This window comes from Gluconobacter sp. P1C6_b (assembly GCF_018811945.1).
In the GTDB taxonomy this organism is placed as follows: domain Bacteria; phylum Pseudomonadota; class Alphaproteobacteria; order Acetobacterales; family Acetobacteraceae; genus Gluconobacter.
The window spans coordinates 19,542-35,320 of record NZ_JACRVU010000003.1 but is presented as its reverse complement, the minus strand read 5'-3'; the positions used below and the strand labels follow the sequence as shown (position 1 = coordinate 35,320).

The following is a 15,779-nucleotide window of genomic DNA, read 5'->3' as shown; positions in this document are numbered from 1 at the left end:
TTTTCCTGAGTTCGAGATGCCTCTGGTAACGCCGAACATGCCTCGGGTGGTCCTCGTGGAGCCCGATTGTGACCACGCCCGGCAGATTGTTCAGGTTCTGGTGAAGGAAGGGTTTGCCCTGACCTGCGCCACGAGTGGTGAGGAGGCGCTGGGCACGATCGAGGAGACTATGCCGGATCTGGTGGTCGCCTGTACCGAACTGCCGGGGATGAGTGGTGGTCAGCTGGCGCGGCGGCTGCGCCTGGATGCGCTGACCCGGAACATCCCGATCCTGATGCTGACCGAGGATGCGTCGCCGGGTGTGGAGCGTGAGGGGCTGGAGAGCGGCGCGGACGCCTATATTTCCAAGTCGGCTCATCCGGATCTCATGGTTCTGCGGATGCGGGCCCTTCTTCGGGAAGGGCCGGAACTCCTTCAGGTTGACGAGGCATCCCGCCTGCGACGGGCGCGGATTGTGATCGTCAATTCTCCGCGCGAGGATGAAGACGAGGAAGAAGTTGTCGAGGATGTGCCCGAAACCACTCTGGGAGAACTGCTCTGGCGTGACGGGCATACTGTCACGTCCATCGAGCGTTCCGATGATCTGATCGAAGGGGGCTGGCTGCGGGGCGCGGACAGTCCCGACTGTCTGGTGCTGGAACTGGGCAGCGGGGATGAGGATCTGAAGTTCTGTCGTCTTCTGGATGCGCGTCGTCAGGCAGTTCTGGAGGCGGGGGGGATCCCGTTCCGGACGCTGGGGATCGTGGAGGCGTCGCGTTTCCGGCGGCAGTCTTCCGGTGAGTTCTTCGAGGCGGGGATTGATGATCTCGTCCCCAGTGACATTGCGCTTGAGGCGCTGGCCATGCGGATCCGGACGCTGGCGCAGCGCAGGATGGCGCAGGACGAATTCCGGCAGCAGGAAATCGAGCGTCAGCAGAACGCCCTGACGCTTGAAGCTGCGCGTGCCAAGGCGGAAATGGCCGAGGCGCTGGCGCAGGCCAACATGGAGCTGGCGCGGACGAACGAGCGGCTTCTGCAGGCGCAGTCCAAGCTCGTGCAAACGGCGAAAATGGCGTCACTGGGTGAGCTGGTTGCGGGCATTGCGCATGAAATCAACAATCCGCTCGCCTTTACGATCGCACATGCGGATACGGTGACGCGCACTCTCAAGCGGTTGCAGGGAGTGAATGCCTCCGACGAGGCGATGTCCCTGACGAAAAAGGGGATGTCGCGGCTGGAGTCCATGAAACTCGGCTTGCAGCGGATCCAGAACCTTGTTCTGAGCCTGCGGCGGTTTTCACGGCTGGATGAAAGCTCGTTCCAGAAGGTCGATGTTCCGGCCGCGCTGGAAACGGCGCTGGCTCTTCTGGCGCACAAGCTGGGGCCGGGGATCATCGTGCAGAAAGATCTTCAGGCGCCGGCCGAACTGGTCTGCCAGCCGGCATTTCTTAATCAGGTTGTCATGAACATCATTTCCAATGCGGCCGATGCGCTGGCGGATATGTCCACGGACGGAGATATTGTGCGGGGCAGGATCGTCATCGCCTCGCGTCTGGAAAACGGACGCTACGAAATGAGGGTGAGTGACGACGGGCCGGGGCTGCCGCCTGACCTGCGGACGCGGATTTTCGATCCGTTCTTCACGACCAAGCCCGTGGGAACCGGGACAGGTCTGGGGCTGGCCATTGCCTATAGCGTCATGGAGGCGCATGACGGGGTGATTGAGGTAACGGACGCCAATCTGCCGGACGGGCGCGGGATCGGAGCATGTTTCCGGATGAGTCTGCCCGTTCGCATGACCGAGGAGGGGCCGGTGGCGACTGGTCGTGCAGCATGACTTTCTGGAGTGCCAAGGGGCCGTCGCGCCCCCTGATCCTGCTGGTTGACGATGAGGAGGAGATCCTCGTCGCCCTGACGGATCTGCTGGAAGACCAGTATGAAATCCTGTCCACCACGGATCCGCTGAAGGCGCTGGATCTGCTGCGGGCGCACAGGGATGTGGCGACCATCATTTCCGATCAGCGGATGCCCGGTCTGACCGGAGACCAGTTGCTGATGCAGGCCCGGGCATTTTCGGATGCCCGTAGCATTCTTCTGACGGGATATGCGGATCTGGAGGCGGTCGTCTCCGCGCTGAACCAGGGGCAGGTGCAGGCCTATGTGCACAAACCCTGGGATGCGGATGCTCTGCGTTCGCTGGTCGGCGAAGTTACGCAGCACTGTCTGGCGCAGCGTGCTCTGAGAACGGAGCAGGCGCTTCTGCGGGGGCTGATGGAAGCGCTGCCGATCGGACTCGTCTTTTCGGATCGGGACGGGCGGTGCATCCGCAGTAATGTTCGGGATGAATCCGAGAGCGGGGCCGAGAACGAGCAGGCCCATTTTCCCGAAAATCTCTGGCCCGAGATCATCGCCATGCGTGAGGATGTGCGTATTTCGGGGCAGGAAGAGCGTCTGGTCGGAGAGGTTCTTACTGAAGGAGAGGGCCGTTCTGTCACGCGCTGGCATGAGTTGACGCGGCTGGCTCTTGCCTGGCCGGAAGGCGCCTCCCGGGCAGATGCCTGGCAGGTCAGCATGGACCGGGATGTGACATCCCGTGTTGTTATGGAATCACGGCTGCGTCAGGCCGAGAAGCTTCAGTCGCTTGGGACGCTGGCTGGCGGTATCGCGCATGATTTCAATAATCTGCTGGCGGCAATTTCAGGATCTCTCGAGCTTCTGGAGGATATCGCGGAGTTTGATGAAGCCTCTCTGGCGCTGCTTCGCAATGCAGCGGATTCTGCCCAGCGCGGGGCTGTTCTGACGCGGCGGCTGCTTCAGTTCGGACGCCCGCGCGAGGCGCGTTTGTCGGCGGTGTCGCTGGGGCAGTTGCTTCCAGGGCTGACGGATCTTCTGCGTCAGAGCCTCAAAAAGCGCGGTGTCCCGGCATCGGCGGCCCCGTGCGCACTGTGTGTGGAAGACTTGCCGCCGGATCTGCCGCTGGTCTGGTCGGATGCGGACCAGCTTGAAATGGCGCTCCTGAACCTGTGTGTGAATGCGCGGGATGCCATGGCGGATGGCGGGACGGTGCGGATCAGTGCGCATGTTGTCGAGCAGAAGCGGACGGGTCTTCCCGCGGAATGCTGTCCGGATCGGGCGGTGGCGCTGGAGGTCGTGGATGAAGGCGAAGGTATGCCGCCGGAAGTGGCGGCAAGGATTTTTGATCCCTTCTTTACGACCAAGGATGTCGGGCGTGGGACCGGGTTGGGTCTGTCCAGCGTGTATGGCTTTCTGAGCCGGAGTTATGGCGAAATTATTGTTGATAGTGTCGTGGGCAGGGGGACGCGCATGACGCTGATGCTTCCTGTGGCGCGGGGCAGTCAGGAACGGGTTGCGGTGCCGCAGCTTCAGGGTGCGAAGCTCGAACGGCGCCTGAAGGTTCTGGTACTGGATGATGAAGCGCCCGTGCGAATGGTGACGGCCGGATTCCTGGCTCAGGATGGCCATGAGGTGACGGCTGTTGCCTCGCTGGCGGATGCGCTGAAGCGTGTTGATCCGGCGTCTCCCTTCGAGCTTGCGATCATTGATATGAGGATGCCGGATCATGATGGTCTGGCCTGTGCGGAAGCATTGCTGCAGGCCGTGCCCGGATTGAGGGTGCTGTTTATCAGTGGGCATACAGATGATATGCCGGCCCCTGAAAACGGGCTTCTTCTGCCGAAGCCCTTTACGCAGGAAAGTCTGCAGAGGGCCGTTGCCGAAACCATGCGTTCTGTTGACGTTGGCGCGTCATAGCAGGCCGGTTCTGCGCCGGCTGGCGGCATTGGGCCTGTGAATTGGAGATTGTGACACGTGAGTGATGCCTATCTTGTTCCCCCGGAGGACACGGCTGCTGCGGCTATCGAGGAGATCGAGGCCGAGCTGGGTCTGTTTGATGACTGGATGGAGCGGTATCAGTACATCATCGAGATGGGACGCAAGCTGCCGCCATTTCCGGAAGAGTGGCAGGATGATGCCCATCGTGTTCCGGGCTGTCAGAGCCAGGTCTGGCTTGAAGCGGTTGAACGGGATGGAAAGCTGTTTTTCGCCGGGGCGTCGGATGCCGCGATCGTTCAGGGACTCGTGGCGCTTCTGCTGAGGGTTTATTCCGGCCGTCCGAAATCGGAAATTCTGGGAACAAGCCCTGTGTTTCTGCATGATATGGGACTGGTCAAGGCGCTTTCGACGAACCGTGGGAACGGGGTCGAGGCCATGGCGCAGGCCATTCAGAAGCGCGCGTCACACTAGAAATAAAAAACCCCGCAGGCTCAAAGCCGGCGGGGTTTTTTATTGCAGAAATTATAATCTTACTGCGGGCGACTTGCCGACGGGGTGGCGCTGGTCGCAGCTGTCGTGCCGCTGGGGGGCGTCGGGCACTTCGTGAATTTCCCTTTTGCGTCCCGGCAGGGCCTCGGCTTCTGGGGAGCTTCGCATTTCGTGAACTTGCCCTTGTCGTCGCGACAGGGCTTGGCATGGGCCATCTGGGTACCGAGCGCCAGAACGGCGAACGCGGCAACGGAGAGACGACGGAACGGCATGGGGTATGATCTCCAGAGCGGTGCCGGGTTACGGGGAACGCGTCCCGGCTTTCAGAAAAGAATGCAATACGTTGCGAGCGGCGTGCAAGCTGTCTTGTACCGGCAGCCTAGCGGAAACCCTGCTGGTCCACGGGATGGGTCGTGTCCCAGGTGATGTTCCCCCGATACTGTGCTGCGACGGGCTGTCCGTCCCTGAGGGCCGGGTAATATCTGGCAAGGCTGAAATAGGCGAGCGAAGCGCGTTGCAGGATGGGCGGCCCGTCACTGACGGTGCAGTCATGCGCAGCGCCTATCTGGTCGATCTGACAGAGTACGGTGATATGACCGCCAATTCCGGCAGCGTCGGCGGCTTCGGGATAATGGGGCGGGGGCGTATGGGCCTTGTCGAGCAACGGCGTCGTCAGGTCGGGGGAGGCATGGAAGGTGTAGGTCTTCTCCCATGTGCCGGGCACGGCCACGTTGTTCTGGTAGGTGGGCAGGAATGTCGAACTGTAGGCCATCTGCTCGGCTGCGAGGCCGAAATCCGGTTGTGAAGCGGAAGACTGGCAATCCGTAGCTATTCCGGCAGCGCTGATGGTGCAGCGGACATGAGCCGTTCCGCTTTTGTGAAATTCAAGTTCGGCCGGCGGGTAAATGAGAAGGCTGTGATGATGGGGATCCAGCATCGCGCCGAAAGGATGCTCTTCGGCCTGAGCGGGCAGGCTGCTGCCCGCAAGAAGGATGGTCAGGGCCAGAAGCGGGCGGATGACGGACAGTCTCATGATGTGCCTCTTATCGGGGATGATTTGTTACCTTATGTAACGATTGTATCTTCCGCCAGTCGGCCGAAATGAAAAAAGGGGAGATGCCTGATGGCATCTCCCCTTTTTCATGGCCCGGAGGGTCTTGTCAGATCACTTCTGATCGGGCAGGGCGTAGGCGATGATGTCGTCGCCCATGCGGGTCGGGAACGAGTTGTGTCCGCCTGCATAGGTCACGATGTACTGCTTGCCATTGATGGCATAGGTGATCGGCGTTGCCTGAGCACCAGCCGGCAGACGGTCCTGCCACAGTACCTTGCCCGTCGTCAGGTTGTACGCACGGATGTAGTAATCCATGGACGCCGTCAGGAAGCCGAGGTTGCCAGCCGTGGAGAGCGGGCCACCGAGGCTCGGGACACCGATCTTGATCGGCGGCAGCGGGATCGGCAGGGAGCTGCCATACATCGAGTCACGCAGGGTGCCGTTACGGTGCTGCCAGACGACCTTGTTGGTCTTCAGGTCAATACCGGCGACATAGCCCCAGGGCGGCGTGCGGCACGGCATCTTGATGCCGAACGGCAGCAGCACCGGATCCAGGAACGGATGCAGGTTGACGGCATACGGAATGCCATAATTGTGCTGCAGGCCGGTTTCACCACCCGTGCCTTTGGCGTCCTTTTCAGGCCAGAGCGGGTTGGTTGCGCTGCGGGGAACCAGCTGGGAGACAAACGGCAGGGAGATCGGGTTGGCAAAAGCCACCTGACGCTGCGGATCGACGGCCAGGCCACCCCATTCGAACATTCCCAGATCGCCCGGGAAGATGAGCGAACCCTTGAGCGACGGCGGCGTGAAGGGGCCTTCGTAGCGCAGTCTGTGGAAGTAGATGCTGCAGAACATCTGGTCGAAGATCGTGCCGCCCCAGATATCGGAATCGTTCAGCGGATTCTTCGGACGCAGGGTCAGCTGCGACATCGGCTGGGTTGGGCTGGTGTGATCACCTGGAGCGGCGCCCTGGGGAACCGGAGTTTCCGGAGCCGGGACGATTTCCTTGCCGGTGCGACGGTCGAGGACGAAGATGTCGCCGGTCTTGGTCGGGGCGTAGATGGCCGGAACAAGTGTGCCGTCCTTCTGCGTCACGTCCACGAGGCTCGGCTGGGACGGAACGTCCATGTCCCACAGGTCGTGATGAACGGTCTGGTAGAACCAGGCGAGTTTGCCCGTGTCAGCGTTCAGTGCGACGATACCCGGAGCGAAACGCTCGGAATCCTTCGTGCGGTCACCGCCCCACTGGTCGGGAGTACCCACGCCCATCGGGATGTACACGAGGTTCAGGTTGCGGTCGTAGGACGACACGATCCAGGAGTTCGGGGAGTTCGGGTGGAAGACAGGATGGCTGTCATCCGGAAGCTGGTTCGGATCCGGGTTGGACGCATCGAACACCCAGACGCGCTTGCCGGTGTAGACGTCGAATGCCTGCGTGGCGCCCGAGGCCTGCTTGACCGAACCGTTATCGGTAATGGCGCTGTTGGCGATGATCAGCTTGTCCGTGATGACCGGCGGGGACGTCGGCTCGTACTGGCCGGGCGTCGTGTAAGGCTGGTTCGGAACGCGCAGATCGATTTCGCCGTTGGTGCCGAAGCCGGAGCAGGCCTTGCCCGTGTCGGCATCGACTTCAACCAGACGGCCATCGTTGACCGGCAGGATGATGCGCTTGGCGCAGTCCGTCGGTGCGGGGTTGCCATCGGAATCCGTCGCATTGGCCGGCGTTTCGTGGAAGCTGACGCCACGGCAGGTCAGATGCTGGAAGCCAGGGTTGATCTGGAGCTTGGGATCGTAGACCCACTTGACGTTGCCGGTGGCACCATCAACCGCAAACAGCTTCTGGTGCAGCGAGCACATGTAAAGCGTGTTGTTGAACTCGATCGGGGTCGCTTCGTTCGTTGCTTCGCCCGGGTCGTTGGAGTTCATCATATCCTTGGTGTGGATATGCCATGCGACCTTGAGGTTGCTGACGTTGGACGCGTTGATCTGGTTCAGCGGGGACCAGCGGTCACCAGCCTGCGTACGACCATAAGCGTGCCACTCGCTGGCCGGAACATTGTCCGGGTCGGCGGGGGAGGCGTTTGCGATCTGAGTCGGCAGTTCGCCGCTGATGTCATGCGGGTCGGTGAAGAGGCTGGCGAACAAGGCCAGAACCGCAACGCCAACGGCGCCGGCGAGAGGCAGGACGGTCGTCCGCGTGCCGCCGATCTGGCGGGAGACGAACGGCAGCAGCAGCCAGATGCCGAGGATGATGACGATGTCCGAGCGCGGGATCAGGGCCCAGATGTCGAGACCGACAACGGTGAGTTCCCAGATAACCGTTCCGAATACGACGACTGCAAACAGATAGAGGGCAGCCGGATTGCGCCGGAAGGAGAGGAAAGCCGTGGCGAGAAGTGCCAGGCCAAGGATGACATAATAGAGAGGGCCGCCGATGGCAGCGACCCATGCGCCGCCAACGGTAAGGATCGCGCCGCAAAGCGCGAATGCCGCGGCCGTTATCAGGGCCCAGAGCCCTGGCCGGGATGTTGTGCTCATGATGTTCCTGGATCTGTTGTTCTGATGCATCACGGTGACTTCCGGACAAAGCACATGGATGACCGTCAAGGGTCAAGATGTCAGAAGGTTCATCTTGCTCACGTCACTGTGAGGACTTTCACGTCGTCGTGACTTGAGGAAAGGAAGGACTTATGATTGAGCGTTCAAGAAAATAATGAGCTTGCAGGCCACTTGGGCTTACGATAAGGACACCGCTTCCGCGCACGCGTCCGGGCCACGAGTGGCATGCCCGGCCGTGCAGAGTCCTTACTGTGTGAGGGACCAATCGTTTACGGCGAGGGAGACCGAAATGCCCAAGATGAAGACCAAGTCGTCGGTCAAGAAGCGGTTCAAGATCACCGCGACCGGCAAAGTGATGTGCGGCCCGGGCAACAAGCGCCATGGCCTTATCAACCGTCCGCAGAAGATGAAGCGCACCAACCGTGGTCCCCAGACCATGACGGACATGGATGCGAAGACAATCAAGCAGTGGGCGCCCTACGGGCTCTGAGGAGATAAGGTAAATGGCACGTGTCAAGCGGGGCGTAACGTCGCACGCCCGTCACAAGAAGGTTCTCGAGCTCGCCAAGGGCTATCGCGGCCGTTCGTCTACGAACTACCGTATCGCTCTGGAGCGCGTCGAGAAGGCGCTGCGTTATGCGTATCGTGACCGTCGCAACAAGAAGCGTGATTTCCGCGCCCTGTGGATCCAGCGTATCAATGCTGCCGTCCGCGAGCATGGTCTGACGTACAGCCGCTTCATCAACGGTCTGGACAAGGCTGGCATCGAGATCGACCGTAAGGTCCTCGCCGCCATTGCTTTTGACGATAGCGCCGCTTTCGGTGAAATCGTGAAGAAGGCTCAGGCCGCTCTCGGCTGAGCTTTTCCGGCTTGATCCCTTTGGGGGTCTGGTGACTGGCGGGCCGTCCTGTTATCAGGACGGCCCGTTTTGTTTTGTGCTGCAGGGGATGGGCGGTATGGCTGACGATCTCGATATACTCAGGAATGACACGCTGGCTGCGCTGGCCGGGGCGCAGGATCGCGCGCAGTGGGACGCGATCCGCGTTGGTACGCTGGGCAAGTCCGGCGCGCTGACGGGGCTGCTCAAGCAACTGGGCAAGCTCGAGCATCAGGAACGCAAGGAGCGCGGTCAGGCTCTGAACCGCCTGCGTGACGAACTGACGGCTGCCATCGAGGCCCGTGGCCGCGATATTGAGGAAGAGGCGCTTCAGGCCCGTCTGCGCTCCGAGCGCGTGGACGTGACGATGCCGGCGCCTGCGATCGTGACGGGCACCATCCATCCCATCAGCCGGACCATTGAGGAAATGACGGCCATTTTCGGCGCGATGGGCTTCTCCGTCGCCGAAGGGCCGGACATCGAGAGTCAGTGGCATAATTTCTCTGCCCTCAATACGCCGGAGCATCATCCCGCCCGGACCGAGCACGACACGTTCTATCTGCCGCCGAAAAATGAGGACGGGGAGCCGCGGGTTCTGCGGACGCAGACCTCTGGGGTGCAGATCCGCACCATGCTTGGGTCGCAGCCGCCGATCCGGATCATTGCACCCGGCCGTACCTATCGTGCCGATCATGACGCGACCCATTCGCCGATGTTCCATCAGTGCGAAGGTCTTGTGGTCGATCGCAATATCACGCTTGGCCATCTCAAGGGCTGCCTGATCGAGTTCCTGCGCGTCTATTTCGACAAGCCCAACCTGCCTGTCCGTTTCCGGGCATCCTATTTCCCGTTCACCGAGCCTTCCATGGAAGTTGATATTGGCTGGTCAAAGGCGACTGGCGAGATTGGTGGCGGGTCCGACTGGCTGGAAGTTCTGGGCTCGGGGATGATCCATCCGCGGGTTCTGGCGAACTGTGGGCTTGATCCGGCCGAATGGCAGGGATTTGCGTTCGGGATGGGGATTGAGCGTCTGGCGATGCTGAAGAATGGCATTCCCGATCTGCGGTCTTTCTACGAAAGTGATCTGCGCTGGCTGCGTCATTACGGATTTTCGGCGTTCTCGCCTGCCACGCTGACGGAGGGCGTGTGACATGAAGTTCTCTCTTTCCTGGCTGCGCGAACATCTTGATTTTACAGCTTCTGTCGAAGAGATCTGTGCCCGGCTGAATGTCATCGGGCTTGAGGTCGAGGGTGTTGAAAACCCAGCTGACCGTCTGGTGGGTTTCAGAACTGCCAAGATCGTGGAAGCGCACCGCCATCCGGATGCAGACCGGCTTCAGGTCTGTCGGGTTGCCGCTGGCGGCGGTTTTGAAGACGTGCAGGTCGTGTGTGGTGCGCCGAATGCGCGCGCTGGTCTGCATGTGATCTTTGCGGCTCCAGGGACTTATATTCCTGGGCTCGACATCACCATCAAGAAGGGAAAGATCCGCGGGCAGGACAGCGGCGGCATGCTGTGTTCGCTCCGTGAGCTCGGGATCGGTGAGGAAAGCAATGGCATTGCCGAACTTTCCGAAACAGCTCCGATCGGAGAGTCCTACGCCGCTTATGCCGAGCTGGATGATCCGGTCATCGAAATTGCCATCACGCCCAATCGTGGCGATGCGCTCAGCATCCGGGGCATTGCGCGGGATCTGGCAGCCGGCGGGATCGGGCATCTGAAGCCCTGGCTGACGGAAGCGGTGGAAGGGGATTTCCCCTCGCCGCTGACGTGGAAGATCGAGCATCCGGCCTGCCCGTATATCGTCGGGCGTGTGATCCGGGGTGTGAAGAACGGGCCGAGCCCGGACTGGCTGCAGCGTCGTCTGGAATCGGTCGGGGTTAAGCCGATCTCGGCGCTCGTCGATGTGACGAACTACCTCACTTATGATCTCGGCCGTCCGCTGCATGTCTTTGATGTTGCAAAACTTAAAGGCGATACGCTTACGGTGACGCATGCGGCCCGCGAGACCTTTACGGGGCTTGATGGGCGCGAATATGTGCTGGGCACCGAGGACATGGTCATTGTCGATGAAGCCGGTGTGCAGTCGCTTGCCGGTCTGATTGGCGGCGAGAGCAGTGGCGTGGATGAGAACACGACCGATGTGTTCGTGGAATCCGCCCTCTTTGATCCTGTGCGGATTGCCCTGACGGGACGTCGTCTGGCCATTCACACCGATGCGCGGCAGCGTTTCGAGCGCGGGATTGATCCGGCGCAGGTTCTCAACGGACTTGAAGCCGCGACGGTCATGATCCGCGATCTGTGTGGCGGTGAAGTCAGCGAGATCACCGAGGCTGGCGCCCTGCCGGACTGGAAGCGTACGGCGACGCTGCGGTTTAAGCGTCTGAAGACGCTGGGTGGTGTGGATATCGCGGCTGACGATGCCGTGCGCTCCCTTGAGCATCTGGGTTTTGAGGTGACGGAACGGACGGAAGACGCCGCGACGTTCCTGGTGCCGTCCTGGCGCAATGACATTGCCTCGGGGCAGGTTCTGGCACAGGCCCCGACGCTGGATGAAGACGTGGCCAGTCGCGCTGCCAGCCATGTTCAGGCAATGGAAGCGGAATGCGATCTTCTTGAGGAAGTGCTGCGGCTTTACGGGCTGGACAATGTTCCGGCGGTTGCGTTGCCGCAGACGACGGTTGTGCCGGCTCCGGCCGTCACGCCGCTTCAGGCGCGTGCGGCTCTGCTGCGTCGTGTCTGTGCGGCACGCGGGCTGACCGAGACGGTCGGGTTCTCGTTCGTGGCGCAGGATGATGCGGCCCTGTTCGGCGATGTGCCGGAAACGCAGCATCTGCTGAACCCGATTGCCACTGATCTGGATCAGCTCCGTCCGACGCCACTGATCAATCTGGCACGGGCCCTGTCACGCAATCTGGCCCGTGGCCTGGGTCTGTCGGGTGAGGGGGCGCTGTTCGAGGTTGGGCCGAGCTTTGATGCGACCGGGCAGCATCTGCGTCTGGCGGGCCTGCGGGCTGGTCTGACGGCACGTGAGCCGGGTGTTGCGGCGCATGAAGCGACGCTTTGGGACGCAAAGGCCGATCTGACGGCGGCTCTTGTTGCGCTGGGCGTGCCGGAAGCGGCGCTGTCGGTTACGTCTGATGCGCCGGTGTTCTATCATCCGGGCCGGTCGGGTCAGGTGCGGCAGGGGCCGAAGATGGTTCTGGGGACGTTCGGCGAACTGCATCCGCGTGTTGCGCGGGCGCTGGGACTGAGCGGAACCGTGGTGGCGTTCGAGGTCTATCTGGATCAGGTGCCGCTGCCGAAGGCCAAGCGCAAAGCCGCGCCTGTTCTGTCGCCGTTGCAGCCTGTCCGGCGTGATTTCGCTTTCGTGGCGGGGCCGGATGTGGAAATCCAGGCGGTTCTGAAGGCCGCGCGGATGGCGGATCGCAATCTGGTGCAAGATGTCCGGCTGTTTGACGTGTTCGAGGGCGGCAGTCTGCCGGAAGGACATCGTTCGCTCGGCGTGGAAGTGGTCTTGCAGCCACAGAGCGAGAGTCTTACGGATACGCAGCTTGAAGCGGTTTCCAAATCGGTGGAAGCTGCGGTTCTTAAGGCAACAGGGGCTGTGCTGCGTCGATGAACTCTCTTCCAGAATCCGGATCTGACGGACAGTCCTCGGCGGACCCTTCCCAAAAGGCCGCGCCCTTACCCCGTTACGGGCGGGTGATCTGGATTCTGGCAGGTGAGGCCAGCGGGGACGTGATTGGCGCACGTCTCATGCAGGCGCTTCATGCGCAGGACCCGTCGCTGGTTTTCGCTGGCGTCGGGGGCGGGCGCATGGAAGCGCTCGGGCTGCACAGCCTGTTTCCCATGAGCGATCTGGCAGTCATGGGACTGGTCGAGGTTGTGCCCCGTTTGCGGCAGCTCTCTCAGCGTCTGCTCGAAGCGGTGCAGGATATCGAACTGCGCAAGCCAGATCTGGTCGTGACGATCGACAGCCCGGGCTTCACCCTGCGTCTGCTTCAGAAAATCGAGCGCTCAGGTATCAAGCGCGTGCATTATGTCGCGCCGCAGGTCTGGGCCTGGCGTGAAAAGCGGGTCAAGGAATTCCCGGGGCTTTGGGACAGGCTGCTGTGCCTTCTGCCGTTCGAACCGGACTGGTTTGCACAGCGTGGGCTGGAAGGGCGGTTTGTGGGGCATCCGGTGCTTCAGTCCGGTGTGCGGCAGGGGAATGCCCAGCGCTTCCGGCTGCGGCACAATATCCCCGCTCATGCGCCGGTCGTGATCCTGATGCCGGGCAGCCGACGTTCGGAAGCGCCCCGGCTTCTGCCAGTGTTCCGCAAGATGCTGGATATCCTGCGGGTGCAGTATCCGGATATCTGTCCGGTCATTCCGGTGGCACCCGTGATTGCGCCGACGATCCGCCAGCTGATCCGCAAATGGCCGATCCAGCCGCATATCGTCACTGACATCCATGACAAGCATGATGCATTTGCGGCCGCTCAGTGCGCGCTGACCAAGTCAGGGACGTCCACGCTTGAGCTTGCGATGGGCAATGTGCCGATGGCGGTGACCTACAGGGTTAATCCCGTGACGGCGACGATTGCGCGGCGTCTGATCAAGGTGCCGCATGTGGCGATGGTCAATCTGCTGGCCGGGCGGGAGGTGGTGCCTGAGCTGCTTCAGGAAAACTGCACGCCAAGGAAGCTGGCCGAGACGGTTTCCAGGCTGCTGAGCGATCAGCAGATGGTGGAAAAGCAGCGCATGGCGTTTGCCGATGTGCTCGATAAGCTCTCGCCGCCTGTGGGTACGCCCGCGGATGCGGCGGCGGCCGAGATCATGGATTTGCTGAACGAGCCGGTTTCCCGGTCGTCCAGCCACTAAATCCTAGCGCAGGAAGCCGACCAGGCGTTCGGCTTCCTGAACGATCGGTTCTGAAATGCTGTTGGCGCGTTCCGCACCGGCACGCAGAACCGACAGAAGATGCGTCTCATCCTGAAGCAGGCGCTGTGTTTCGCTGGCAACTGGAGCCAGACGCTCTACCAGAAGATCGGCGAGGGCATTCTTGAACGGGCCAAAGCCCTGACCGCTGAAGCGGCTGAGGACGGTGGCGGGCGTTTCATCCGACATTGCGGCATAGATCGAAACGAGATTACGGGCTTCCGGTCGGTCGTTCAGGCCGTCCATTTCACTGGGAAGCGGTTCAGAGTCGGTCTTGGCGCGGCGGATCTTCAACGCAATGTCGTCTGCGGTGTCGGTCAGGACGATGCGACTCTGTTCTGACGGATCGGACTTGGACATCTTCTTGCTGCCGTCGCGCAGGCTCATGACGCGGGCGGCGGCAGGCGGGATAAAGGCTTCCACCTGCGGGAAGAACTCCACACCCATGTCGTGATTGAATTTCTGGGCGATATCGTTGGTAAGCTCGATATGTTGACGCTGGTCTTCGCCCACGGGAACGCGGGTGGCGTGGAAAGCCAGAATATCGGCGGCCATGAGGTTCGGATAGACATACAGACCAGCCGAGTGGTTTTCGCGGTTCTTGCCGGCCTTGTCCTTGAACTGGGTCATGCGGTTGAGCCAGCCGAGGCGGGAGACGCAGTTGAAGATCCAGCCGAGACGGGCATGGGCACTGACGGCGGACTGGTTGTACAGGCGCGTGGGTTCGATTCCGGCTGCAAGAAGGCATGCCGTCGAGCCGAGGGTCTGTGCACGCAGGGTCTGCGGATCCCAGGGCATGGTGATGGAATGCAGGTCCACCAGGCAGAAGACGCAGTCATGATCTGCCTGCAGCGTGGCCCAGTTGCGGATTGCTCCGAGATAGTTGCCCAGATGGGGAATGCCGGTTGGCTGGATGCCGGAAAATACGCGCTGCATGAATTCAGTCTTCAGTTTCTGCAAAAATCAGGGAAGGGATGACACGTTTCATCGAACGGGTGTCTGGAGGTCCAGCTTCTGCCGTTCCTGCAGAACTTCCGTTGCGGACATCGGATGCTTGCGAGCCGCGGCAATGTCTGCCGCGGTGAAAGTGGGGGCACTGCCGGACATTTCCTGACTCGCGACGAAGGTCAGGATGCGTGCGATCTCGTCGTCGGGCAGACGCTGGAATGACGGCATGGCGCCGTTGTAGTGGCCGCCGCCAGCTGTGATGGAGCCGTCCAGTCCGTAAACAAGGACGTCAACGAGATAGTGATGACCGGCCGGTGTTTGGGCAATCGGGCCGACGCGTCCGAAAATTGGGGCGATTTCAGAGACCTGACCGTGGCCGCCGTGATGGCAGATACTGCATTCATTGGAGTATTCGCGCGGAGCCTGAATGCGATTTTCCCAGGCATGGCCGATCACGAAGACAATCACCATGGAAATGGCGAGAAACAGGGGAAGCCGGACAGCAGGGTCAATTCTGATCACACTGACGTTGTGGCATTTTCAAAGGCGTTTCAGCAAGGCCGGGCTTGGCAAAACGGTAGGAATAGGGCTCATGGCGCTATCGGAAGGAGCAATCATGACCGTCAGGGGACGTCTTGTACTGTATGTGGGGCCCATGTTTGCGGGCAAATCCGCGCATCTGATTGCCGCGGCAAAGCGGCAGGCGGATGTTCTGGCGCTCAAGCCCGGGTTTGATACGCGCGATGGTTCGGAACTGGTGAGTCGGGACGGGTCGCATCTTGCGGCGGTTTCCGCGAATGCCTGGCCCGAGGATGCGGACCGCTACAGTCATATCGTTCTGGATGAGGGGCAGTTCTGGGTGGCGCCGCATTACCATGGCGATATCGTTGAGGATATCCGGACTGCACGTGCGCGGGGTGCGGATGTGACGGTCGGGGGGCTGGATACCGATTACCGGCGTGTGCCCTTCGACGTCATGACGCGGCTGATGGATGAGGCGGATGAAGTCATTGCCCTGACGGCGCGATGCCATGTCTGTGGAGCGCCAGCGGCGTGGACCGCGAAGACCCACGAGACTGGACATCTGCTGGAGACGGGCGATCAGGAACTTTATGAGGCACGCTGTGATGCGCACTGGACCCTTCCGGATAGACCCTGA

At 61.3% G+C, this 15,779-nt stretch carries 14 protein-coding genes; 9 read left to right on the top strand and 5 right to left on the bottom strand.

Features of this window, described 5'->3' with window-relative positions:
- Positions 1 to 37 precede the first annotated feature (37 nt).
- From KP701_RS03315 to KP701_RS03305, 3 genes are read left to right on the top strand one after another with little or no spacing between them, the layout of a single operon-like run.
- Positions 38 to 1,816: an ATP-binding protein gene (locus tag KP701_RS03315; RefSeq protein ID WP_252345369.1), complete on the top strand. Its 1,779-nt coding sequence runs from the start codon at positions 38 to 40 to the stop codon at positions 1,814 to 1,816.
- Positions 1,813 to 3,750 (top strand): response regulator, encoded by a 1,938-nt coding sequence (locus KP701_RS03310; protein WP_215745707.1) that lies wholly within the window; start codon positions 1,813 to 1,815, stop codon positions 3,748 to 3,750. Before KP701_RS03315 ends, KP701_RS03310 begins: the two co-directional genes overlap by 4 nt.
- A gap of 57 nt (positions 3,751 to 3,807) precedes the next feature.
- Positions 3,808 to 4,242: a SufE family protein gene (locus KP701_RS03305; RefSeq protein WP_215745706.1), complete on the top strand. Its 435-nt coding sequence runs from the start codon at positions 3,808 to 3,810 to the stop codon at positions 4,240 to 4,242.
- Positions 4,243 to 4,301: 59 nt separating this feature from the next.
- On the opposite strand, the gene KP701_RS03300 is transcribed toward KP701_RS03305, so the two are convergent.
- From KP701_RS03300 to KP701_RS03290, 3 genes are all read right to left on the bottom strand, one after another.
- The gene (locus KP701_RS03300) at positions 4,302 to 4,532 is read right to left on the bottom strand and encodes a hypothetical protein (RefSeq protein WP_215745705.1); all 231 of its coding nucleotides are present in this window, start codon (positions 4,530 to 4,532) and stop codon (positions 4,302 to 4,304) included.
- 107 nt (positions 4,533 to 4,639) lie between these two features.
- Positions 4,640 to 5,293, bottom strand: a complete 654-nt coding sequence (locus KP701_RS03295; protein ID WP_215745704.1) for an energy transducer TonB — start codon at positions 5,291 to 5,293, stop codon at positions 4,640 to 4,642.
- Between the two features lie 132 nt (positions 5,294 to 5,425).
- Positions 5,426 to 7,852 (bottom strand): glucose/quinate/shikimate family membrane-bound PQQ-dependent dehydrogenase, encoded by a 2,427-nt coding sequence (locus KP701_RS03290; protein WP_215745703.1) that lies wholly within the window; start codon positions 7,850 to 7,852, stop codon positions 5,426 to 5,428.
- A gap of 310 nt (positions 7,853 to 8,162) precedes the next feature.
- Here KP701_RS03290 and rpmI point away from each other — a divergent pair, with 310 nt between their 5' ends.
- From rpmI to lpxB, 5 genes are all read left to right on the top strand, one after another.
- Positions 8,163 to 8,363: a 50S ribosomal protein L35 gene (rpmI, locus tag KP701_RS03285; RefSeq protein ID WP_046901279.1), complete on the top strand. Its 201-nt coding sequence runs from the start codon at positions 8,163 to 8,165 to the stop codon at positions 8,361 to 8,363.
- A gap of 13 nt (positions 8,364 to 8,376) precedes the next feature.
- The gene (gene rplT, locus KP701_RS03280; RefSeq protein ID WP_011251849.1) at positions 8,377 to 8,733 is read left to right on the top strand and encodes a 50S ribosomal protein L20; all 357 of its coding nucleotides are present in this window, start codon (positions 8,377 to 8,379) and stop codon (positions 8,731 to 8,733) included.
- A 97-nt stretch (positions 8,734 to 8,830) separates the two neighbouring features.
- Positions 8,831 to 9,901, top strand: coding sequence for a phenylalanine--tRNA ligase subunit alpha (gene pheS, locus KP701_RS03275; protein ID WP_215745702.1), 1,071 nt, complete (start codon positions 8,831 to 8,833; stop codon positions 9,899 to 9,901).
- A 1-nt stretch (position 9,902) separates the two neighbouring features.
- On the top strand, positions 9,903 to 12,371 hold the full coding sequence (pheT, locus tag KP701_RS03270) for a phenylalanine--tRNA ligase subunit beta (protein WP_215745701.1): 2,469 nt from the start codon (positions 9,903 to 9,905) through the stop codon (positions 12,369 to 12,371).
- Positions 12,368 to 13,615, top strand: a complete 1,248-nt coding sequence (lpxB, locus tag KP701_RS03265) for a lipid-A-disaccharide synthase (RefSeq protein ID WP_215745700.1) — start codon at positions 12,368 to 12,370, stop codon at positions 13,613 to 13,615. Before pheT ends, lpxB begins: the two co-directional genes overlap by 4 nt.
- A gap of 3 nt (positions 13,616 to 13,618) precedes the next feature.
- Here the strand turns inward: lpxB and trpS are convergent, their stop codons facing one another.
- Entirely contained in the window at positions 13,619 to 14,608 is a 990-nt protein-coding gene (gene trpS / locus KP701_RS03260) for a tryptophan--tRNA ligase (RefSeq protein WP_215745699.1), read from the bottom strand.
- 48 nt (positions 14,609 to 14,656) lie between these two features.
- Positions 14,657 to 15,142 carry a cytochrome c gene (locus KP701_RS03255; protein ID WP_225198501.1) on the bottom strand — a complete coding sequence of 162 codons (486 nt, stop codon included), beginning with the start codon at positions 15,140 to 15,142 and terminating at the stop codon, positions 14,657 to 14,659.
- 94 nt (positions 15,143 to 15,236) lie between these two features.
- Between KP701_RS03255 and KP701_RS03250 the strand changes: the two genes are divergently transcribed.
- Positions 15,237 to 15,779, top strand: a complete 543-nt coding sequence (locus KP701_RS03250) for a thymidine kinase (RefSeq protein ID WP_215745698.1) — start codon at positions 15,237 to 15,239, stop codon at positions 15,777 to 15,779.

Bases quoted from the DNA above. Each gene is read 5' to 3' on its own strand.
- KP701_RS03315 (WP_252345369.1), top strand. From the start codon at position 38: ATGCCTCGGGTGGTCCTCGTGGAGCCCGATTGTGACCACGCCCGGCAG.
- KP701_RS03310 (WP_215745707.1), top strand. From the start codon at position 1,813: ATGACTTTCTGGAGTGCCAAGGGGCCGTCGCGCCCCCTGATCCTGCTG.
- KP701_RS03300 (WP_215745705.1), bottom strand. From the start codon at position 4,532: ATGCCGTTCCGTCGTCTCTCCGTTGCCGCGTTCGCCGTTCTGGCGCTC.
- KP701_RS03295 (WP_215745704.1), bottom strand. From the start codon at position 5,293: ATGAGACTGTCCGTCATCCGCCCGCTTCTGGCCCTGACCATCCTTCTT.
- KP701_RS03290 (WP_215745703.1), bottom strand. From the start codon at position 7,852: ATGAGCACAACATCCCGGCCAGGGCTCTGGGCCCTGATAACGGCCGCG.
- rpmI (WP_046901279.1), top strand. From the start codon at position 8,163: ATGCCCAAGATGAAGACCAAGTCGTCGGTCAAGAAGCGGTTCAAGATC.
- rplT (WP_011251849.1), top strand. From the start codon at position 8,377: ATGGCACGTGTCAAGCGGGGCGTAACGTCGCACGCCCGTCACAAGAAG.
- pheS (WP_215745702.1), top strand. From the start codon at position 8,831: ATGGCTGACGATCTCGATATACTCAGGAATGACACGCTGGCTGCGCTG.
- pheT (WP_215745701.1), top strand. From the start codon at position 9,903: ATGAAGTTCTCTCTTTCCTGGCTGCGCGAACATCTTGATTTTACAGCT.
- lpxB (WP_215745700.1), top strand. From the start codon at position 12,368: ATGAACTCTCTTCCAGAATCCGGATCTGACGGACAGTCCTCGGCGGAC.
- trpS (WP_215745699.1), bottom strand. From the start codon at position 14,608: ATGCAGCGCGTATTTTCCGGCATCCAGCCAACCGGCATTCCCCATCTG.
- KP701_RS03250 (WP_215745698.1), top strand. From the start codon at position 15,237: ATGACCGTCAGGGGACGTCTTGTACTGTATGTGGGGCCCATGTTTGCG.